We start from the raw sequence: 19,685 nt of genomic DNA, 5'->3' as shown, positions 1-19,685 counted from the left end.
GGGAATTCCTCAACCGCAGCGATCAGTCTCCGGCGGTCAATCCCACCATCGCGAAGATCCAGAAAACCCATTTCAGCCCGATCGCCTGACAGGCCGCCCGGCGCCACGAGGCCGGCCGCTCCAGCAGATAGGCGCCGGTCACGATGCTCCAGATCCAGGTCGAGACCACCAGCCCCAGCCAGCCGTTATCCCAGTGGATCGCAACGACATAGCCGGCGAAACCCGCCGCGACGCCTGGCCAGGCCCGTTTCAGGAACCGCCGCGACAGTTCGATTGGCAAGAGGGTGAAAAGTGCAGCTTCGACCGCCATCAGAACCAGGCCCAGTCCGAACAGGGCGGCGGGATGAGGTCCCTTCGGGGGTCGTGAGGTGTCGATTTCGCCCGCCCCCAACAGCAAATCGAGTCCGATCAGACCGCCCACGATCAGCAGGGCTCCGGCGATGAATAGGGTCGCTGACCGAAGCGCCGACGTGCGCGTCGTGCCGCCTCGGGTCATACTGGGCAAGGGTATTTCTGCGCCATCCATTCACGCACGGCCTGGGTCGTGCTGATGCTGCGCCGTTCGGCGGGAATGGCGTTGAACCGAGTTAGAATATCGTCGGCCGAGAGGCTGATCTTGTCCGGCATACAGGTGGCGGGCCGTCGTCCGGCGGCCGTCGCCGCAGCCTGTTCCGAGCGTACGGTTTGCACAGCCCCTCGGAACTCGCCCATCAATCGGCGGGTGTCAGACCGCAGCAGGGCCGTGGGGTTGCGCGGAATGCCGTTGGCGGTGTTCAGGAATTCCTGGACAGTCATGGCCTGGGCGGCCCCGGCGACGAGTGAAAGGGCGAGGACGCCCGCAGCTATTTTGGCCTTCATATCGATCCCCTCCGAACACGAGGCGCCAGATTGATCGACGATATGTGGCGCAACGGGGGCGCGAATCCCGTGGGGTTCTGAAGTTTTGGTAATCTTCCTGAGGCGGATCGTTCAACGCAGCAAAAAGGGCGCGTCCCTTGCGGAACGCGCCCCTGATGTTTCGGCGATCCGTCGGATCAGGCTTCGTCGCCGAAGCCTTCCTGTTGACCGGCGCCGCCTTCGATCAGTTCCTGGGCCGATTGCTCGGCGGCCTGGCGCTCATCGTCGAACTGGCTGCGGATCACGTCCTCGCCCTTGGCTTGACGCTCGGCTTCATCCATCGAACGGGCGATGTTGATCTTGACCGATGCGCGGACCTCGGCGTGCAGGCGGACCGGCACTTCGTGAACGCCCAGGGTCTTGATCGCCGTGTTCAGGACGACCTGCGAACGCTCGACCTTGCCGCCTTCGGCCTGGATGGCCTCGGCGACGTCGCGGCCGGCGACCGAACCGTACAGGTGACCGGTTTCACCGGCCTGACGGATCATGATGTAGGTCTGGCCGTCGATCTTGTCGGCGACCTTCTGTGCATCGGCTTTGTTCTTCTCGTTGCGCTGCTCGATGGCGGCGCGGTCGAGTTCGAACGCCTTCAGGTTAGCGGCGGTGGCCCGACGGGCCTTGTCGCGCGGCAGAAGGAAGTTACGGGCGAAGCCGTCCTTGACGGACACGACGTCGCCGATGGCGCCGAGATTCTCGACGCGTTCCAGCAGAACGACCTTCATCTTACTTCACCACGTACGGCAGGAGGGCCAGATAGCGAGCGCGCTTGATGGCCTTGGCCAGTTCGCGTTGCTTCTTCTGGGAGACGGCGGTGATGCGCGAAGGCACGATCTTGCCGCGTTCGGAGACGTAACGCTGCAGCAGCTTCACGTCCTTGTAGTCGATCTTCGGCGCATTGGCGCCCGAGAACGGGCAGACCTTGCGGCGACGATAGAAGGGGCGGCGGCCGGCGGCGCCGGAGCCCGCCGGTGCGCCCGGGGTCGGGGCAGTAGTATCGGTCATGTTCCGGGTTCCTTATTCGGCGTCGGCGGCGGCGTCGTCGCGCGGGGTGCGCTCGCGCTCACGCTCGCGTTCACGCTCGCGGCGGGCCAGCAGCGGCGACAGTTCCAGGTCGAGTTCCTCGACGCGGACGGTCAGCCAACGCAGCACGTCTTCGTTGATGCCCAGTTGACGCTCGACTTCGGCCATGGCGGCCGGAGGGGCGTCGACGGCCAGCAGCGAATAGTGAGCCTTGCGGTTCTTCTTCACGCGGTACGTCAGGTTGCGCAGACCCCAGTACTCGATCTTGGCGACGGAACCGCCACCTTGCACGATCAGGTCCTTGATGGTGTCGTTCAGCGCTTCGGCCTGTTGCGCCGAGATATCCTGGCGCGTCATGACCGTGTGCTCGTAAAGAGCCATGCGGTAGTCTCCCTTGTGGGCGTCGGCGTGGAAACGACCGGGTAAGTCGATCCCCACGATGGCTCCTGGCGCGGCGGCCGGACCGAACGTCCAACCCTTTGGTGTTCCGCGACAGGACCGAAGCCCTGGAAAGGCGGGGCCTATAGGGGAAAAGGGGCGAGGAGGCAAGGACAGCCGCGCTGGCAGGGTGAGAAGTGCTAGTGAGCAAGGGGGTGAGCAGCAGGCTTGATCGGCTCACTAGCACTTCTCACCCCGTGCCTCTAAACCAACCCCTATGCCGAAGCTGACGTCAGCGGTCGATCCGCAGAGCCCCAGATACAAGTCCCTGCACGCGCACAACAGCGCCCTGGTCGCCGAACTTCGCGACCAGGTGGCCAAGGCCGCGCGCGGCGGTTCCGACAAGTCGCGCGAACGCCATGTGGCCCGCGGCAAGCTGTTGCCTCGCGACCGCGTCGAGCGTCTGCTGGACCCCGGCTCACCCTTCCTTGAGGTCGGGCAGTTGGCGGCCCACGGCATGTATGACGGCGAGGCCCCGGCCGCCGGTGTGATTGCGGGGATCGGCAGGGTCTCGGGCCGCGAGGTCATGATCGTCGCCAACGACCCGACAGTGAAGGGCGGCGCCTATTTCCCCATGACGGTGAAGAAGCACCTGCGCGCCCAGGAGATCGCCGAGCAGAACCGCCTGCCGTGCGTCTATCTGGTGGACTCTGGCGGGGCCAACCTGCCGCACCAGGCCGAGGTGTTTCCCGACCGCGACCATTTCGGCCGCATCTTCTTCAACCAGGCGCGGATGAGCGCCAAGGGCATCGCCCAGATCGCCTGCGTCATGGGCCTGTCCACCGCCGGCGGCGCCTATGTGCCTGCCATGTCGGACGAGACGATCATTGTGCGCAATCAGGGCGCCATCTTCCTGGCCGGCCCGCCCCTGGTGAAGGCCGCCACCGGCGAGGTCATTTCAGCCGAGGAACTGGGCGGGGCCGAGACCCATGGTCGTCGCTCGGGCGTGGTGGATCATGTGGCTGAGAACGACGAACATGCGCTGGAGATCGTCCGCTCCATCGTCGCCAATCTGAACACGACCAAGTCTGTGGACATGGACGTGCGCGAGCCCCGCGCGCCGGCCTTCGCGGCCGAAGAATTGTACGGCCTGATCCCTGACGACGTCCGCGCCCCCTATGATGTACGCGAGGTCATCGCCCGACTGGTGGACGGATCCGAGTTCGACGAGTTTAAGGCCCTGTACGGCTCGACCCTGGTGTGCGGTTTCGCACGCATTTGGGGTTATCCGGTCGCCATCCTGGCCAACAACGGCGTCATCTTCTCCGAGAGCGCCCAGAAGGGCGCCCACTTCATCGAACTGGCCTGCAAGCGGAAGATCCCGCTGCTGTTCCTGCAGAACATTTCGGGCTTCATGGTCGGCGGCAAATACGAGGCCGGGGGCATCGCCAAGGATGGCGCCAAACTGGTCACCGCCGTCGCTTCGGCCGAGGTTCCGAAGTTCACCGTCCTGATCGGCGGCAGTTTCGGCGCCGGAAACTACGGCATGTGCGGCCGTGCCTATTCGCCGCGCTTCCTCTTCACCTGGCCGAACAGCCGGATCGGCGTGATGGGGGGCGAGCAGGCCGCGTCGGTCCTGGCCACCGTCCACCGCGACGCGGAGACCTGGTCGCCCGAAGAGGCAGAGGCTTTCAAGGCGCCGATCCGCCAGAAGTACGAGGACGAAGGCAATCCCTACTACGCAACGGCCCGTCTTTGGGATGACGGCATTATTGATCCTGCGCAAACACGGGATGTCCTGGGCCTGGCTATATCGGCGAGCCTGAATGCTCCGATCCCGGAGACCACGTTCGGCCTCTTCCGGATGTAACCTATTCTTCCGCTCCTCGTTGGAAAGCGGAACCCCAGTTGGAGACGACCATGGCCGATCAACCGACCGAAGCCGACCTGAACGCCCTGGATGTCACCGACGCCGAGGCGGCCGAGATGAACAGTATCTCGCATCCGCTGCTGGCCGACCCCGCGCCGGACGCGAACGACGACCTGATCCAGATCGACGCCACCACCGACGGCGTGGTCTTCGTCACCATCAACCGGCCGGCCAAGAAAAACGCCTTCGACGCAGCGACCATCGCCGCTCTGCACGAGGCCTTCGAGACCCTGCACGGCGCCGACCATGTCCGGGCGGTCTTCATTCGCGGCGCGGGCGGCACCTTCAGCGCCGGCGCCGACCTGAACTGGATGCGCGACGCCGCCGACTGGTCCGAGGCGGACAATCGCGACGACGCCATGGGCCTGGCGAAGATGCTGAAGGCACTGCACGACGTGCCCGCTCTGACGTGCGCCATCGTCGAGGGCGCGGCCATGGGCGGCGGGGCCGGCATAGTCGCCGCCTGCGACATGGCCGTGGCGGTCGAGGGCGCGCGTTTCGCCTTCTCCGAGGTCAAGCTGGGCCTGATCCCGGCGACCATCGCGCCCTATGTGATTGAGGCCGTCGGCGCCCGCCGCGCCCGTCAGTTGTTCCTGACCGGCAACAGTTTCGACGCCGACTACGCCGCACACGCCGGTCTGATCGACCTGGTCCTGCCCGAAGGGTCGGAGGACGAGTTCATCGCGATGCTGACAGACAGCCTGACCGGCAATGCGCCCGGCGCCATGGGCGAGGCGAAGCGGCTTGTGAATGATATCGCCGGTCATCGGATCGACAGCGGCTTGCTGGACGACACCGCCAAACGCATCGCCCGCGCCCGTGTCTCGCGTGAAGGTCAGGAAGGGGTGAGGGCGTTCCTGGACAAGCGTAAGCCCGATTGGGCGGGGTGAGGCCTCGCAGGCTTCTATTGGCGAATATTGACCCTTGCGGGGGTTTCAATCGGCGCCTCAGGCGTTAGACCCGCCCCATGTTGAGCGCTTCCCCAATCGCAGAAGTCGTCGCCGCTGGGCGTCAGGCCGTCGCCGTCGATACCGTCATGATCGCCAAGATCACCGACATGGCCGGCGACTTCGCCATCAATCTGATCATCGCAGTTCTGATCTTCGCGGCGACGCTGTTCGCGGCGAAATGGGCGGCGCGGCTGGCGCGCAACGCCCTGTCGCGGGTGGGCGCCTTCCGGCATGATCAGACTGTCCTGAGCTTCGGCGTTCAGGTGGTCAGGGTCGTAGTGATCATCATCGGCATGATCGCCGTCTTGCAGCGGTTAGGGGTGCAGACGACCTCGATCATCGCCGTTCTGGGGGCGGCTTCGCTGGCGGTGGGGTTGGCCCTGCAAGGGACGCTGTCGAACGTGGCGTCCGGGATCATGCTGCTGGTGCTGAGACCTTATCGGGTCGGCGACGTGGTGGATGTGGGCGGCATGGCCGGCACGGTGCAGCGGCTGGACCTGTTCACGACCCAGCTTTCGAACGCCAATAACCACAAGATCGTCATTCCCAATTCAAAGGTGCTGAGCGACCCCCTGACTAACCTCACGGGCCAGCAGACGCGGCGGATCGAGATCAATTTCGGCGTCGGCTATGGCGACGACCTGAACAAGGCGCGCTGTGTCCTGGCGGATATGGCGGCGGCGCACGAGAAGGTGCTGGACGATCCGCATCCGTGGACGGGCGTGACCGGGCTGCTGGACAGCTCGGTTCAGGTGACACTCCACGCCTGGGTCAAGGTCGAGGATTGGTGGCAGACCCAGGCCGATTTGATGCAGGGCGGCAAGGAGGCGCTGGACGACGCCGGGATCGAGATTCCCTTCCCGCATCAGGTCGCCGTGCCCTATGGCGATGAAGATGTCATGCCGGTGGTTCGTGTACGGACGGTCGAGCGTGGCGAGAGCGACTTGACGACGAAGAAGAGCTGATGCGTTACGATTTCGGATCCGACAACACTGCCGGCATGGCGCCCAGCGCCGTCGAGGGCCTGGTTCGCGCCAACGCCGGCTTCGTCCCGTCCTATGGCGCTGACGACATCACGGCGCGGGCGGCCGATCAAATCCGCCAGAGACTGGACGCCGACGCCGAGATCCGCTTCGTCTTCAGCGGCACGGCGGCCAATGCCATCGGCCTGTCGATGTTGACCTTCCCGTTCGAGGCGGTGCTGGCGCACCATGCCGCTCACGTCTGCACCGACGAGACAGGGGCGCCGGGCTTCTTCGGTCAGGGTGTGGGCTTGATCGGGCTGCCAGGGTTTTCGGGCCGGATCGATCCTCTGGCGCTGACGGCGGCGCTGGCCGAGCCCGAGGTCGGTCATCGCCAGCCCCCGGCCGCCCTGTCCCTGACTCAGGCCACAGAATACGGCGCGGTCTATACCGAGGAGGAACTGCGCCATCTGATCGAGCCGACGAAGGCGCGTGGCTATGGCGTCCACATGGACGGGGCGCGGCTGGCCAATGCGGCGGCGGCTGGCTTCGACCTGAAGGACATTCCGCGCCTGGGCGTGGACGTGCTGGTGTTCGGAGGGGCCAAGGCGGGCGCGAATTGCGTCGAGGCCATCGTGCTGTTCGACAAGAGCCTGGCGCGGCGGCTGGACAACCGCCTGAAACAGGCGGGGCAGGTGGCGTCCAAGGCGCGGATGCTGGCCGGACCGATGCTGGGCCTGCTGGAGAGCGGCGACTGGGAGGCTGGCGGCGCTTACGCCAATCTGATGGCGCAGCGTCTGGCGGCAGGCGTGGCGACCCGCTCGCCCTATGTGCTGGCGCATCCGGTCGAGGCCAACACCGTGTTCGTGCGGATGCCCGCTGAGGCGCATCAGAGGCTGAACGCCCTGGGTTGGGCCTGCTACCAATTCGGTGACGGGTCCGTGCGGTTCGTCTGCTCGTGGGCGACCCAGGAGGACGCCGTGGATGAGTTGATCGACGCGATTGCGGGCCTGAACTGAGCCGCCCAGCGTCCGCGGCCTTTTCCCGGTCGCATAGACTGTCCATATGCGGGTCATGGCGATGCGCGGAGAGCGCTCCGGCGGCCGGCGCGACCCTATGGTCAAGGCGCAGCAGGCGGGGAGCATGCAGGAAAAAACGGAAGGTCCGCCGACGCTGAAGGCGTTGACGGACCTGGTGCGACTGGTCGGTCGCTCGGGCGCGCCGCAGCTGCGGCTGCGGCTGATTTCCGCCATCGGGCTGACCTTGGCGGGCAAGGGGTTAGGGGTGCTGGCGCCCTTGGTCCTCGGTGCGGCGGTCAATCGGTTGGCGGCCGGGCAGGGCGCGGCGGTTGCGGTCGGCTGGGGTTTCGCCGCCTTCGCCGTGGGCTGGGCCCTGGTGCGGTTCCTGTCGGCGGCGGCGCCGCAGATATCGGATGTGGTGTTCGCCCCCGTTCGCGCGGCCGCCCAGCGGACGACTGCGGCCGAAGCCTTCGCCCATGCGCTGAGCCTGTCGCTGGATTTCCACCAGACCAAACGCTCGGGCGCCTTGTCGAGGACGATGGATCGGGGATCCCGTGCCGTGGACTTCCTGCTGCGAATTCTCGCCTTCAACCTGGTTCCGACCGGGGTTGAACTGGTGCTTGCCGCAGCGGTGCTGGGCGGCAAGTACGATTGGCGGTTCGCGGCGGTCGCTGTGGCCGTGGTGGTGGTCTACACGGGCATGACCTTCGCCCTGTCCAATTGGCGGCTGGAGCATCGGCGGGTGATGAACGCCGCCGATTCCGAGGCGGCGGGGGTCTCGGTCGACGCCCTGCTGAACTACGAGACGGTCAAGTCGTTCGGGGCCGAGAGTCGGGCGGCCCAGACCTATGACCGGGCGTTGGGCGACTACGCCCAGGCGTCGCTGAAGGCCAACAGTTCGCTGGCCCTGCTGAACGGGGTTCAGGCCCTGATCATGAACATCGGCCTGGGCGTCATGGCGGTGATGGCCGGGTTCGAGGCCGCAGCGGGCCGGATGGGGCCGGGGGACGTGACGGCGGCGGTTCTGATCATGATCTCGCTTTACGCCCCGCTGAACATCCTGGGCTTCGCCTATCGTGAGATCCGCCAGTCCTTCATCGACATGGAAGAGATGCTGAAGGTGACGCGCCAGACGCCCCAGGTGGCGGATGCGGCCGAAGCGACACCGTTGCCGCGCCCTGCCGATGCACGTGGGGCCTCGGTCGAGTTCCAGCATGTCGGCTTCCGCCATGACGCCCGGGCCAATGGTCTGGAAGACGTCAGCTTTGTCGCCGCGCCGGGAACTACGACGGCCTTGGTGGGGCCGTCAGGGGCGGGCAAGTCCACCATCGTCAAACTGGCTTTGCGGCTGCTGGATCCGCAGGAGGGGCGGGTTCTGATCGATGGCCACGACGCAAGGGCCGTGACCCAGGCTTCGTTGCGGGCGGCGGTCGCCCTCGTGCCGCAGGACGTGGCCCTGTTCAACGACACCCTCTACGCCAATATCGCCTTCGCTCGACCGGACTCCGATGAATCTCAGGTATGGGCGGCGGCAGAGGCGGCCGAGCTGTCCGACTTTATTCGCGGCCTGCCCGACGGCATGGCGACGCGGGTCGGAGAGCGGGGGCTGAAGCTGTCAGGGGGAGAACGCCAAAGAGTCGGCATCGCCCGCGCCCTGCTGGCTGACCCCTGTATCCTGATCCTGGACGAGGCCACTAGCGCCCTGGACAGCCGCACCGAGGCGGCGATCCAGAAGACCCTGAGGCGGGTCAGCGCCGGCCGCACCACCCTGGTGGTGGCGCACCGGCTGTCGACGGTGGCGGACGCTGACCAGATACTGGTGCTGAAGGCCGGACGGATCGTCGAGCGTGGAGCGCACCACGAGCTGGTCGCACGTCTGGGCGGAGAATACGCCGCCCTGTGGCGCAAGCAGACGCGGGCGGGCAGGGCTGTTCAGGCCTGAACCTGAGGTCCTGTCGGCAGTTTACGTCGGACGACCTCGCCCAGATTGGTCATGATGGCTGCGCGCGCCTCGGGCGTGCCCGGGGCGTCGGACGGCAGGGCGAGCAGAAGCTTCATGGCCTGGGCATGGACCGTGGCGATGCGCCAGTCGAAACCCCCGCCCCTTGGTGCGGCGTCCAGAAGGTCGCACAGGCCTTTGGCCGCTGTGCACAGATCGTCCAGGGCGAAGGGGCTGGCGGCGTCGATGATCTGGCTCGACGCGGCGTAGGCGGCATCCAGCCGGACGGGTTCGGAGATGTCGGATGCAGGCTCGGCCAGCAGGGCGGCGATGTTCTCGACGATGATGGCCTGACCCTGATCTTTCATCGCGTCCAGATTGGCCTTGGCTTGGGCAAGGGCGACGCCCACGCTGACGCCGCCGGGACGATCAATCATTTCGGCGAGGCGCGACGAACGTCTGGGATGGGTGATGACCGTCATGCGAATTCCACCGTCTCCGGACGGGTGATGCGACCGCGCCGCTCCTCGCCCTCATATCCTTCGTTTCGGAACCGACGATCCGGCCCCAGGTAATCGCCGACCTCGAGGAAAGGGCGTTCGTCGCGGGCGACCCATAGGATGCGCTCAAGCAACATGGCGGCGCTGAAGGGCTTGGTGACAACGAAGTTGGCGCCGCAGTCGCGCGCTTCGGCCACCCGTCCCCGGCGGATGTGGCTGGCGGTCATGATGACGGGCGTGAAGGCGTTTGGATTGGGGCCTGAACGCCGCAGCCACCGCACCAGCTCAAACCCGTCGATCTCGGGCATGTCGGTATCGACCAAAAGTAGATCGACCGGCTTTTCCTGAAGAATGTGACGGGCCTCGACGCTGCGCCCAACGGTGAAGGCCGGACGGACGCCAAATCCTGCGAGGACACAGGTTGTCAGGGTCAAGGAAAAGGGCGAGTCGTCAACCACCATGGTGATCGCGCCGCTGAGGTTGAAAACCGCGCTGTCTCTTAGGGACTCGCCCGTCGCCATGCCCGCCACTATCCCCGCAATGAGAGCGACAGGATCGCCTCATATGATGGACGGGCGATTAACGCTGTTCGGTCAAAGGGCGCCGATGGCGTAGAAGCGGTCGGCGCGTTGCGTCTTGATCTGCTGCGGAGACAGGCCTTCGAAGGATTTCAGCTCTTCGGCCAGGACGTCGCCGACATTGGCCATGGCGGCGTCGCGGTCAGCGTGGGCGCCGCCGATGGGTTCGTCGATCAACCGATCGACGATCTTCAGGCTCATCAGATCCGGGCCGGTGATCTTCATGGCCATGGCCGCGTCCCGCGCCCGCGCGCCGTCGCGCCACAGGATGCCGGCCGCGCCTTCGGGCGAGATGACCGAATAGATCGAGTGCTCCAGCATCAGCACGCGGCTGGCCGACGCGATGGCGATGGCGCCGCCCGATCCGCCTTCGCCCGTGATGGTGGCGATAGAGGGCACGCCCAGGGTCAGGCAGCGTTCGGTGGAGCGGGCGATGGCCTCGGCCTGGCCCCGCTCCTCGGCGCCCAGACCTGGATAGGCACCGGCGGTGTCGATGAAGCTGAGGACCGGCAGGCCGAACTGTTCGGCCATGTCCATCAGGCGCACGGCCTTGCGATAGCCCTCGGGCCGGGCCATGCCGAAATTGTGGGTGATGCGGGTGGCGGTGTCGTGACCCTTTTCGTGGCCCATGATCACGACCGGACGGCCGCGGAAGCGGGCCAGGCCGCCCAGGATGGCCTGGTCGTCGCCGAACTGGCGGTCGCCGTGCAGTTCGTTCCAGTCGGTGAACAGGCTCTCGACATAGTCGACGAAATGCGGCCGCTGCGGATGGCGCGCGACCTGGGTCTTCATCCAGGGGTCCAGACCGGCGTAGGTCTTCTTGCGCAGTTGTTCCGCCTTCTTGCGCAGGCCGGCGATCTCGGCGTCGAAACCGCCGGAGGTCTCGGACAGGGCCGACAGTTCCTCGATCTTGGCTTCCAGATCGGCGATCGGCTTTTCGAAGTCGAGATAGTGCGTGGCCATAAAGGCGTCCGGGTACTGCGGGCGGGACAACCGCCCCTAGGGAAGGCGGGGGAAACTAGAGAGGTCGGAGCGGCGGGGCAAGCGGCGAGCGCGCGACCATTCAGTGGGCGCTTAGTCATCCCGCGCCAAGGGGTGGTTTTGCTGGACGACCTGGGCCAAGCGGTCGGTGGCGACGTGGGTGTAGATTTGGGTCGTGGCGATGTCGGCGTGGCCGAGCAGGGTCTGGACGACGCGAAGGTCCGCGCCGCCCTCCAGCAGGTGGGTGGCGAAGGCGTGGCGCAGGACGTGCGGGCTGACGCGCGCGGGGTCGATGCCGGCGACCAGGGCCGCTTCGTCCAGCAGTTGGGCGAAGCGGCGAGGCGTCAGGTGGCCAGTGCGGCCGGAAGAGGGAAAGAGCCAGGGACTGTCCGGCGCCTCCGGCTTTCGCTTGGCGTCGCGGGCGGTCAGCCAGGTCTTGACCGCCGCGCGGGCCGCCGGGTTCAGGGGGGCCAGCCGTTCTTTGCCGCCTTTGCCCCGCACGATCAGATAGGCGGGGTCCCGGCGCACAGCCTCGACCTTCAGCCCAAGCAATTCCGAGACGCGAAGGCCCGAGGCGTAGGCCATCTCGACCAGGGCGACCAGGCGCAGGCCCGCCGCCGCGTCGCGGGCAGCCGCCGCCGTCAGCAGTCGGTCGATCTCGTCGCGACTAAGCAGTTTGGGCAGGGGGCGGCCCTGTTTGGGCGCATCCAGTCGGCGAGAGGGGTCGTCCATCCGCCAACCCTCGGCCAGGGCGAAGCGATAGAATTGACGCGCGGACGAGCGACGGCGCGCAGCGGTGGCGGCGGACAGGCCGCGCCGCGACAGGTCGGAGAACCAGGCCTCCAGCGCCTCGGCGTCCGCCTTCATCAGTCCTCCGGCGTCGGACAGCGCCGTTTCGGCGTCGGCAAGATCCCGCCCATAGGCCGACAGAGTGTGGGGCGAGGCGTCGCGCTCTACCGCCATCATCTCCAGAAAGGCCTCGATCTGGGGCGTCATGGCTCAATCCATCCTGCGAACGGATGGCGCATGGTCAGGCTTGGTGTAGAGGTTTTCAGGATCATGCCTGCCTTCGCCGTCGCCTTCGCCGTTTCCTTGACCGTCTGTTCCGCCGGAGCCGCCGGATGAGGCGGCGCGCGAATCCGGGACCGACCCGCACCATAGCCCTGGTCGGACTGATGGGGGTGGGCAAATCGTCGGTCGGACGTCGACTGGCTGGCCGACTGAGGTTGCCCTTCGCCGACGGGGATGTGGAGATCGAATCGGCGGCGGGGATGACCGTGTCCGAAATCTTCGCTGCTCTGGGGGAAGAAGAGTTCCGGGCCGGCGAGGCGCGGGTGATCCGCCGCCTGCTGGAGGGGCCGCCCATCGTTCTCGCCACCGGCGGCGGGGCGATGATGAATGCGGAGACGCGGGCTCTGCTGAAGGAACGGGCCGACACGGTCTGGCTGAGGGCTGATCTGAAGGTCATCGCCGAACGGGTGGCGCGTCGCGACACCCGGCCGCTGCTACGCGGCAAGGACCCGCTGACGGTGCTGACCGACTTGGCCGAGGTCCGCTATCCAATCTATGGCGAGGCTGACGTCGCCGTGGACGTGGGGCAGGGCTCTCACGGTCAGGCGGTGGACGCCATTCACAAGAATCTGCGTCGGCACTGGCGCCAGAGACGGCGCGCGGAGACGAAGACGTGACGATCATTCCAGTCAGCGGCGGGGCCTTCGCGGCCTATGACGTCGTGGTGGGACGCGGGCTGTTGGCCCAGGCGGGCGAACGGATCGCGCCGCTGGCCAAGGGCCGGACTGTCATCGTCACCGACGAGACCGTGGCGCGCATCCACGCCCCGGCCCTGACGGCGTCGCTGACGGCGGCGGGCGTCAAGAGCGAGATCGTGGCGGTGCCTGCGGGCGAGGGGTCGAAGTCCTTCACCCAGTTGGAGCAGGTGCTGGACCGATTGTTGGAGATCGGGCTGGACCGCAAGGACGTGGTCATCGCCCTGGGCGGCGGCGTGGTCGGCGACCTCGCTGGACTGGCGGCGGCGCTGTACATGCGCGGCATCGACTTCGTGCAGATCCCGACGACTTTGCTGGCCCAGGTCGACTCGTCCGTGGGCGGCAAGACGGCCATCGACACCCCGCGCGGCAAAAACCTGGTCGGCGCCTTCCATCAGCCGCGTCTGGTGCTGGCGGATATCGACGTGCTGGCGACCCTGCCGGTGCGGCAGGTGAAGTCCGGCTGGGCCGAGGTGCTGAAGCACGGGCTGATCTGCGACGCGGCCTTCTTTGATTGGTTGGCGGGCGAGGGGGCTGCGGGCGCCGACGGCGATCCGGCGGCGCTGGAACAGGCGGTGATCCGCTCGGTCGAGATCAAGAGCGCGGTGGTCGGCGAGGACGAGAAGGAGGCGGGGCGGCGCGCCCTGCTGAACCTGGGCCACACCTTCGGCCATGCGGTCGAGACCGAGGTCGGGTTCGACGAAGACGCGCTGGCGCATGGCGAAGCCGTGGCCTTGGGGTGCTGTATGGCCTTCCGATACTCGGCGCGCGAGGGGCTGTGTTCGGCCGAGGATGTGGCGCGGGTCGAGACGGTGGTCGCGGCGGCGGGTTTGCCGACGCGGTTGGATCAGGCGGGCGTGTTCGCGGCCGACCGGCTGCTGGCCCTGATGGCGGGGGACAAGAAGGCCGAGGGCGGGGCCCTGACCCTGATCCTGGCGCGCGGCGTCGGCCAGGCTTTCGTGTCCAAGGGCGTGGATGCGGACAAGGTGCGGGGCTTTCTGGTCGAGGAAGGCGCGACCGCGTGATGCGGATTGCCACGGTCCCGCTCGAAGATCGGTTCGTGCGGCTGGAGCCGTTCGAGGACGGGCTGAAAGACGAGGTCCGCGCGGCGCTGGACTGCGATCCCGAGGCCTGGGCGGCCATGGTCGGCTCGGCCCAGGGTGAGAATTTCGACGGCTGGTGGGAGAGCGCGCTGACGGCCATGCGGGCCGGGACTCGGATTGCCTATGCGGTGCGGCGGCGCTCAGACGGGGCGGTGGTCGGCACGACCAGCCTGTACGAGATCAACCCGGCCTATCGCCGCTGCGAGATAGGCTCGACCTTTTATCGGCCCGAAGTGCGCGGCGGACCGATCAATCCGGCCTGCAAGCGGCTGTTGTTTGCCCACGCCTTCAACGCAGGCGCGGTGCGGGTGGAGATCATCACCGACGCCCTCAACGCCCGGAGCCAGGCGGCGATCCTCAAGCTGGGCGCCAAGGCCGAAGGCGTTCTGAGGAAGCACAAGATCACCTGGACTGGGCGCGCACGGGATACGGCCATGTTTGCGGTGATCGATGAAGACTGGCCGGTGGTTCGCGACGGCTTGGATCAACGGCTGGCGGGTTTCGCCTAATCCACCGCCCGGCATTGCGTCGGTTGGCGACCTTCGACGGACCAGGTGGCGAGGACGCCCTTGCCGCGCAGTTCGACGTTGGAGGCGCGGTACCAGATGCCGTCGGCGGCGCGTTCCTGGTACAGGTCGATGGCCTCGCCGGACGAGTTGCGGATGGTGGCCATCTGGCGCGGATTGTCGAAATCGACCGACAGGCGCTCCCCATTGTCGCACAGATAGACGGTGTGGACGACGCGGTTCAGCGTGCGGTCCTGGATCTCGGCGCCGGTGCGTTGGCGGGCGGTCTGGGCCTCGATGGCGCGTTCCTTGACCTCGTCGCCGGTTCTGGGCGCCTTGTCGGGATCGGGGCCGCAGGCCGTCAGCAGAAGGGCGGCGGCGAGGCCGCTGAACAGGATCGACGGCGGCAGGCCCGGCTTGGACAAGGCGATACTCCTCACAACGGCGCCGCTTGGCGCGGCGGTCTAACGTGCGTCACCCGCCGCTGTTCCCCTCCGTTGACGGAAGAAGGACTTCAGCAGCGCGGACGCCTCTTCCCCCAGAAGACCCGAGTCCGTTGCCGGGCGCCAGTGGCAGGTGGGTTGTTCGAACAATCGAGGGCCGTGGAGGACCGCGCCGCCCTTGGGATCGTCGGCGGCCCAGACCACGCGGCCGATTCGGGCGTGGCTGATGGCGCCGGCGCACATGGCGCAGGGTTCCAGCGTCACATAGAGGGTCAGGCCGGTCAGGCGGTAGTTTTCGAGCGCCGACGCCGCGCGCCGCATCGCGACGATCTCGGCGTGGGCGGTGGGGTCGTGGGCCGCAATCGGACCGTTGGCGCCGGTCGAAATTACCTCACCTGAGGCAGGATCGACAAGAATTGCGCCCACAGGCACCTCTCCTGCGTCCGCCGCCGCTTGCGCTTGGTCCAGCGCCATGCGCATGAACCGCTCATCATGGTCCGCCATACAGACGACAACGACAAGAAGCCCCGCGCCCGTCAAGACGAACGGTCGCCTCGGCCCTTTAAATCCTCCGGTCCTCGCAAGAGCGGTGACGGGAAGACCTCCTTCGGCGACAAGCCGCGCAGCCCTCGCGAAGACGGCCCCAAGCGGTTCGGCGACAAGCCGGATCGAGGCGACCGGCCGCGCGCCGGCAAGGACGGCAAGCCGTCGTCCGCTTCGGGCAAGAGCGACACGCCGCTGCGCGCCGAGCGAATCGCCAAGACCATGGCCCGCGCCGGCATCGCCTCGCGGCGCGAGGTCGAGCGACTGATCGGTCTGGGCAAGGTGGCGGTCAACGGCCGCATCCTGGACACGCCCGCCACCCTGGTGACGCGTGACGACGTGATCACCGTGGACGGCAAGCCCATCGGTTCGACCCAGGCGACGCGGGTCTGGCGCTATCACAAGCCGGCCGGCCTCTTGACCAGCCACAGCGATCCGACCGGACGGCCGACGGTGTTCGACGCCCTGCCGGCAGGGCTGCCGCGCGTGATCTCGGTCGGACGGCTGGATCTGGCGACCGAAGGCCTGCTGCTGCTGACCAATGACGGCGAACTGAGCCGGGCGCTGGAACTGCCGGCGACCTCGCTGGTGCGTCAGTACCGGGCGCGGGCGCGGGGTAAGATCACCCAGGAACAGTTAGACAAGCTGAAGGACGGCGTGACCGTTGAGGGCGTCTCCTACGGCCCCATCGAGGCGACGCTGGACAAGGCCAAGGAGTCCAAGTCCGAGGATGGGCGCGCGCCGGCCAACCTGTGGATCTCGGTCTCGATCACCGAGGGCAAGAACCGCGAAGTCCGCAAGGTGCTGGAATCGGTCGGCCTGACGGTCAACCGGCTGATCCGCCTGGCCTATGGTCCGTTCCGTCTGGACGTCCTGCCCATCGGCTCGGTCGAAGAGGTCGGGCCGCGTGTGATCCGCGAACTGCTGGCCGACTACATCCGGCCCGAGAACTTGCCGACCGGCAATACGGTCGAGACGCCGGCGCCCATCCCCGGCCGCCGGGTGTCGACGCCCATCGTCAAGGGACGCTCGGGCTCGGCCATGTCTGACCCGTCGCGCAAGCCCAGCCGCGTCCGCGCCGCCGAAACGGCCCAGGCCGACGCGGTCGAGCGCCGCGAGCGGCCGCCGAAGAAGGAGGGCTGGGCCAAGGCTGCGCCCAAGACCGGCCATCCGAAGAAGAGCTTCAAACCGCGCGAGGGCGCCCCGACCGACGGCGAACGCCCGGCCCGCACCTACAAGCCGCGTGAGGACGGCGACCGTCCCGCTCGCGCCTTCAAGCCCCGCGAAGGGGCTCCGGCCCGTAGCAGCGACGGACCCAAGCGCGAGTACAAGCCGCGCACGGCGGGCGCCGACGCGGGCAAGCGGGATTTCAAGCCGCGCGGCTTCGGCGCGAGCGGCAGCAGTCGTGAGACCCGGCCGCCACGGACCGGCGGCGGCAAGCCGGCTGGCCCGTCGGGCACGAGTGGGCTCAAGCCGGGCGGCCGCGCACCGGGGGGCAAGCCCCGTACGCCCCGGAGCTGAGGCTTGCGGATCGTTGCGGGAAGCCTGAAGGGGCGGGCCATCGTCGCGCCGGAGGGGCAGGGCACGCGCCCGACCTCCGACCGCGCGCGGCAGGCCGTGTTCAACGTGCTGGAACACGCCGCCTGGGCCGAGAGCCTGAACGGCGCGCGGGTCATCGACCTGTACGCCGGATCGGGCGCCCTGGGGTTCGAGGCGATCAGCCGGGGCGCGGGCTTCTGCCTGTTCGTCGAGACCGACGATGGCGCGCGGGGCGCCATCCGAGAGAACGCCGACGCCTATGGGGTCATGGGGCGCACCCGCGTCCATCGGCGCAGCGCGACGGACCTGGGCGTGCGGCCCGGCTCTGACGGCGAGGCCTTCGACATCGCCTTCCTGGACCCGCCCTATGGCAAGGGGCTGGGGGAGCAGACGCTGGCAAGGCTGCTGGAGGGGAACTGGCTGAAGCCCGGCGCCCTGGTGGTGTTCGAGCGCGGGTCGGACGAGCCTGACATCGACACCCCCGGCTATGAACGGCTGGACGCCCGGGATTACGGCGCAGCGCGAGTGCTGTTCCTGCGGGTGGCCTAACCCGGACCTACGGGGCGTCCATTTCCAGCGCTTCCAGCGCCGCCCGATGCGCCGCCATCCGACGGCGGCAGCGGCGGGCGTGGCGCAGGTAGTAGCCGATGCAGACGACTAGGAAGCCGAACATCCCGGGGATGACGGCCCCGGCGGGCCCCTGCGCGGGATCGAGCGTCCTCAAGATGACCAGCAGGAAGATCATGGCCGCCACGCTGATGGCGACGCCGGACAGGGCCCAGCGGTAGCCGGTGCGAGCCTGGCCCATAGCCGAGCGCAACACGGCCTGCGGCGTCTCGGTCAACAGGCCGGGGTGGCCGCGTCGGGACCATAGGGTCAGGCCCAGGGCCACGAGAACGAAGGCCAGGCCGGCCGCGAGGGCCGTCAGGGGAATGCCGCGATAGGCGGCCCAGCCCATAACCCCCAGCACGACGACCCCGCCGCCCATCTCCTGCCAGAAATTGAGCCGGGCCAGCCGGTCGCGGCGGCGTAAGGACCGGATGAAGCCGGCGTCCAGGCGGGGTTCGGGGTCGGGGGTCTCGGTCCAGGCCTGGGTCAGGTCGGTCCAGTCGTCATCGGGGCGGGTCATGAGCGGACCTCTTGGGACGGAGCGGGGTTCAGGGCCTCGCCCAAAGCGATTCTGAGCGCGGCCTTTGCGCGGGTCAGGCGGATAGAGACGGCGTTGGGGTTCAGGCCCAGCATGTCGGCGATCTCGGCCGGGGCGAAGCCTTCCAGGGTCAGAAGCGCCGGCTGGCGCAGCGACAGGGGCAGGGCGCGCACCGCCTGGCCCAGCCGGTCGTGCAGATCCCGCGTCTCGGCCGCTTCGTGCGGGGTGGGGGCGTCCGAGGGGGCGGCCTCGTCCAGGGGCTGGCGGCGCGGCTCGGCCGCCTCGCGCGCCACATGGGTGACGGCCCGGTTGTGGGCCACCCGGGCGATGAAATGGCGCAAGGGCGCCTCGCCCCGGTGTTTGGGCAGGGCGCGCCAGACGGCCAGCAATATGTCCTGCTCCAGCTCGCGCCGCCGCTCGCGATCCGCCTCATAGGCCGAGGCGATGCGGCGCAACATGCCGCCGTGCTCGGCCAGCAGGGCCTCGAAGGTCTGGTCGCGTCCCAAGCGCGGCGGTCTCCGTGAAAAAATCGTCGGTCGGGATGAAAGACTCCGGAACCCGGCGAGACTTTCAGGTCAGGCGTCGAAAAACAAAGGAGTTCGCCATGACCATTGAGACGGGGACGATCGAGACGGGGACGATAGAGACGCCGAAAAAGGGCGTGCTGACGCGCGGCAAGGGGTTCCTGAAGATGCTGGCCCTGCTGCTGCTGGTCGGGGCGATCTGCGCCTGGATCGGCCTGGGGATCGGCCTCTATCTCGATGTGGATCGCGGCGCGCGCATCACCTTGGCCATCGTCGCGGCGGTGACGACCGAGGCCCTGTTCTGGACCACGGCGGCCCTGCTGGGGGTGTCGGTGGTCGAGGCGCGCAAGCGGATCTGGCGCAAGATCACGGGACGGGGGACGCCCGAAGCCGCGCCGCCAGCTGTTCCGCCGCAGCCGTAACCTCGGCCCAGGTGACCTCGAACCCGGCGTCGTCGCCGAAATAAGGATCGGTCACGGCCTGGCCCTCGCGGCCGGGCACGTGGTCGAGCAGCAGGCTGAGTTCGGCGACGGCGCCCCCTTCGTCGTCCCTGGGCTGGATCTGGCGCAGATTGGCCAGGTTGTCGTGGTCCAGGGCGATGACGTGGGTGAAGCGGCGGAAGTCCGCCGGCGTCACCTGCCGGCCCTGATAGCCGGAAATATCGATCCCATGTTTGCGCGCCACGGCCTGGGCGCGCGGATCGGGCGGATGGCCGACATGCCAGTTCCCCGTGCCGGCGGACTCGACGATCAGGTCGAGCCGCAGGCGTTGGGCCTCGGCGCGGAGGGCGGCCTCGGCGAGGGGGGAGCGACAGATGTTGCCGAGGCAGACGAAGAGGATGGAGGGCATTGGTAGCTCAACGGCGAGGGGGATACGACCAGAAGCGACGTATCGAAGGTTTATAAGTAGCCCAACTTGAACTTGCGCTGTTCGTTTTCGCCAGCATGATCGCTAACGAAA

At 67.7% G+C, this 19,685-nt stretch carries 25 protein-coding genes; 11 read left to right on the top strand and 14 right to left on the bottom strand.

Features of this window, described 5'->3' with window-relative positions:
* Positions 1 to 22: 22 nt before the first annotated feature.
* The 5 genes from ACW177_RS11280 to rpsF form a co-directional block, all read right to left on the bottom strand.
* The gene (locus ACW177_RS11280) at positions 23 to 505 is read right to left on the bottom strand and encodes a hypothetical protein (protein ID WP_492025800.1); all 483 of its coding nucleotides are present in this window, start codon (positions 503 to 505) and stop codon (positions 23 to 25) included.
* Positions 493 to 858: a hypothetical protein gene (locus ACW177_RS11275; RefSeq protein ID WP_492025799.1), complete on the bottom strand. Its 366-nt coding sequence runs from the start codon at positions 856 to 858 to the stop codon at positions 493 to 495. The genes ACW177_RS11280 and ACW177_RS11275 overlap by 13 nt, the downstream gene beginning before the upstream one ends.
* Before the next feature lie 176 nt (positions 859 to 1,034).
* Positions 1,035 to 1,619, bottom strand: coding sequence for a 50S ribosomal protein L9 (rplI, locus tag ACW177_RS11270; protein ID WP_271165877.1), 585 nt, complete (start codon positions 1,617 to 1,619; stop codon positions 1,035 to 1,037).
* A 1-nt stretch (position 1,620) separates the two neighbouring features.
* Positions 1,621 to 1,899, bottom strand: coding sequence for a 30S ribosomal protein S18 (rpsR, locus tag ACW177_RS11265; RefSeq protein ID WP_008259463.1), 279 nt, complete (start codon positions 1,897 to 1,899; stop codon positions 1,621 to 1,623).
* Positions 1,900 to 1,911: 12 nt separating this feature from the next.
* Positions 1,912 to 2,298 (bottom strand): 30S ribosomal protein S6, encoded by a 387-nt coding sequence (gene rpsF / locus ACW177_RS11260; RefSeq protein ID WP_040349448.1) that lies wholly within the window; start codon positions 2,296 to 2,298, stop codon positions 1,912 to 1,914.
* Positions 2,299 to 2,572: 274 nt separating this feature from the next.
* Between rpsF and ACW177_RS11255 the strand changes: the two genes are divergently transcribed.
* The 5 genes from ACW177_RS11255 to ACW177_RS11235 all read left to right on the top strand — a co-directional run bounded on the left by ACW177_RS11255 (position 2,573) and on the right by ACW177_RS11235 (position 9,098).
* Entirely contained in the window at positions 2,573 to 4,165 is a 1,593-nt protein-coding gene (locus ACW177_RS11255; RefSeq protein WP_492025798.1) for a carboxyl transferase domain-containing protein, read from the top strand.
* 50 nt (positions 4,166 to 4,215) lie between these two features.
* The gene (locus tag ACW177_RS11250) at positions 4,216 to 5,115 is read left to right on the top strand and encodes an enoyl-CoA hydratase-related protein (RefSeq protein WP_492025797.1); all 900 of its coding nucleotides are present in this window, start codon (positions 4,216 to 4,218) and stop codon (positions 5,113 to 5,115) included.
* A gap of 77 nt (positions 5,116 to 5,192) precedes the next feature.
* Entirely contained in the window at positions 5,193 to 6,140 is a 948-nt protein-coding gene (locus ACW177_RS11245; protein ID WP_492025796.1) for a mechanosensitive ion channel family protein, read from the top strand.
* Positions 6,140 to 7,156, top strand: a complete 1,017-nt coding sequence (locus ACW177_RS11240) for a threonine aldolase family protein (protein WP_492025795.1) — start codon at positions 6,140 to 6,142, stop codon at positions 7,154 to 7,156. The genes ACW177_RS11245 and ACW177_RS11240 overlap by 1 nt, the downstream gene beginning before the upstream one ends.
* Before the next feature lie 124 nt (positions 7,157 to 7,280).
* Positions 7,281 to 9,098 (top strand): ABCB family ABC transporter ATP-binding protein/permease, encoded by a 1,818-nt coding sequence (locus ACW177_RS11235; protein ID WP_492025794.1) that lies wholly within the window; start codon positions 7,281 to 7,283, stop codon positions 9,096 to 9,098.
* Here the strand turns inward: ACW177_RS11235 and ACW177_RS11230 are convergent.
* From ACW177_RS11230 to ACW177_RS11215, 4 genes are all read right to left on the bottom strand, one after another.
* Positions 9,089 to 9,577, bottom strand: a complete 489-nt coding sequence (locus ACW177_RS11230; RefSeq protein WP_492025793.1) for a chemotaxis protein CheE — start codon at positions 9,575 to 9,577, stop codon at positions 9,089 to 9,091. The genes ACW177_RS11235 and ACW177_RS11230 overlap by 10 nt on opposite strands.
* Positions 9,574 to 10,029 carry a response regulator gene (locus ACW177_RS11225; RefSeq protein WP_492025792.1) on the bottom strand — a complete coding sequence of 152 codons (456 nt, stop codon included), beginning with the start codon at positions 10,027 to 10,029 and terminating at the stop codon, positions 9,574 to 9,576. Before ACW177_RS11225 ends, ACW177_RS11230 begins: the two co-directional genes overlap by 4 nt.
* Before the next feature lie 159 nt (positions 10,030 to 10,188).
* Positions 10,189 to 11,136: an acetyl-CoA carboxylase carboxyltransferase subunit alpha gene (locus tag ACW177_RS11220; protein WP_492025791.1), complete on the bottom strand. Its 948-nt coding sequence runs from the start codon at positions 11,134 to 11,136 to the stop codon at positions 10,189 to 10,191.
* 111 nt (positions 11,137 to 11,247) lie between these two features.
* On the bottom strand, positions 11,248 to 12,150 hold the full coding sequence (locus tag ACW177_RS11215; RefSeq protein WP_492025790.1) for a site-specific tyrosine recombinase XerD: 903 nt from the start codon (positions 12,148 to 12,150) through the stop codon (positions 11,248 to 11,250).
* Between the two features lie 125 nt (positions 12,151 to 12,275).
* On the opposite strand from ACW177_RS11215, the gene ACW177_RS11210 reads away from it, so the two are divergent.
* Genes ACW177_RS11210 through ACW177_RS11200 form a run of 3 tightly spaced genes read left to right on the top strand, consistent with a single transcriptional unit; the run spans position 12,276 to position 14,532 of the window.
* A complete protein-coding gene (locus tag ACW177_RS11210; RefSeq protein ID WP_492025789.1) occupies positions 12,276 to 12,842 on the top strand; it encodes a shikimate kinase in 567 nt (188 codons plus the stop codon).
* Entirely contained in the window at positions 12,839 to 13,945 is a 1,107-nt protein-coding gene (aroB, locus tag ACW177_RS11205; protein ID WP_492025788.1) for a 3-dehydroquinate synthase, read from the top strand. The genes ACW177_RS11210 and aroB overlap by 4 nt, the downstream gene beginning before the upstream one ends.
* Positions 13,945 to 14,532 carry a GNAT family N-acetyltransferase gene (locus ACW177_RS11200; RefSeq protein WP_492028110.1) on the top strand — a complete coding sequence of 196 codons (588 nt, stop codon included), beginning with the start codon at positions 13,945 to 13,947 and terminating at the stop codon, positions 14,530 to 14,532. The genes aroB and ACW177_RS11200 overlap by 1 nt, the downstream gene beginning before the upstream one ends.
* Here the strand turns inward: ACW177_RS11200 and ACW177_RS11195 are convergent.
* Together ACW177_RS11195 and tadA are read right to left on the bottom strand one after the other, a co-directional pair.
* Positions 14,529 to 14,954 (bottom strand): MliC family protein, encoded by a 426-nt coding sequence (locus ACW177_RS11195; RefSeq protein ID WP_492025787.1) that lies wholly within the window; start codon positions 14,952 to 14,954, stop codon positions 14,529 to 14,531. The two genes, ACW177_RS11200 and ACW177_RS11195, sit on opposite strands and share 4 nt — an antisense overlap.
* A 39-nt stretch (positions 14,955 to 14,993) precedes the next feature.
* Positions 14,994 to 15,452: a tRNA adenosine(34) deaminase TadA gene (gene tadA / locus ACW177_RS11190; RefSeq protein ID WP_492025786.1), complete on the bottom strand. Its 459-nt coding sequence runs from the start codon at positions 15,450 to 15,452 to the stop codon at positions 14,994 to 14,996.
* Positions 15,453 to 15,464: 12 nt separating this feature from the next.
* On the opposite strand from tadA, the gene ACW177_RS11185 reads away from it, so the two are divergent.
* Both ACW177_RS11185 and rsmD read left to right on the top strand, forming a co-directional pair.
* The gene (locus ACW177_RS11185; protein WP_492025785.1) at positions 15,465 to 17,036 is read left to right on the top strand and encodes a pseudouridine synthase; all 1,572 of its coding nucleotides are present in this window, start codon (positions 15,465 to 15,467) and stop codon (positions 17,034 to 17,036) included.
* A gap of 3 nt (positions 17,037 to 17,039) precedes the next feature.
* Positions 17,040 to 17,603, top strand: a complete 564-nt coding sequence (gene rsmD / locus ACW177_RS11180) for a 16S rRNA (guanine(966)-N(2))-methyltransferase RsmD (RefSeq protein WP_154726815.1) — start codon at positions 17,040 to 17,042, stop codon at positions 17,601 to 17,603.
* Positions 17,604 to 17,610: 7 nt separating this feature from the next.
* Here rsmD and ACW177_RS11175 read toward each other — a convergent pair whose 3' ends face one another.
* Together ACW177_RS11175 and ACW177_RS11170 are read right to left on the bottom strand one after the other, a co-directional pair.
* Positions 17,611 to 18,183, bottom strand: a complete 573-nt coding sequence (locus tag ACW177_RS11175; protein WP_492025784.1) for a hypothetical protein — start codon at positions 18,181 to 18,183, stop codon at positions 17,611 to 17,613.
* The gene (locus tag ACW177_RS11170; protein WP_492025783.1) at positions 18,180 to 18,707 is read right to left on the bottom strand and encodes an RNA polymerase sigma factor; all 528 of its coding nucleotides are present in this window, start codon (positions 18,705 to 18,707) and stop codon (positions 18,180 to 18,182) included. Before ACW177_RS11170 ends, ACW177_RS11175 begins: the two co-directional genes overlap by 4 nt.
* Before the next feature lie 98 nt (positions 18,708 to 18,805).
* On the opposite strand from ACW177_RS11170, the gene ACW177_RS11165 reads away from it, so the two are divergent.
* Positions 18,806 to 19,147 (top strand): hypothetical protein, encoded by a 342-nt coding sequence (locus ACW177_RS11165; protein ID WP_492025782.1) that lies wholly within the window; start codon positions 18,806 to 18,808, stop codon positions 19,145 to 19,147.
* Here ACW177_RS11165 and ACW177_RS11160 read toward each other — a convergent pair.
* Entirely contained in the window at positions 19,092 to 19,574 is a 483-nt protein-coding gene (locus ACW177_RS11160; protein WP_492025781.1) for a low molecular weight protein-tyrosine-phosphatase, read from the bottom strand. The genes ACW177_RS11165 and ACW177_RS11160 overlap by 56 nt on opposite strands.
* Positions 19,575 to 19,685 lie beyond the last annotated feature (111 nt).

It is taken from the genome of Brevundimonas sp. AVps23W, from assembly GCF_058681395.1.
This window is presented reverse-complemented; position numbering and strand designations above follow the sequence as displayed.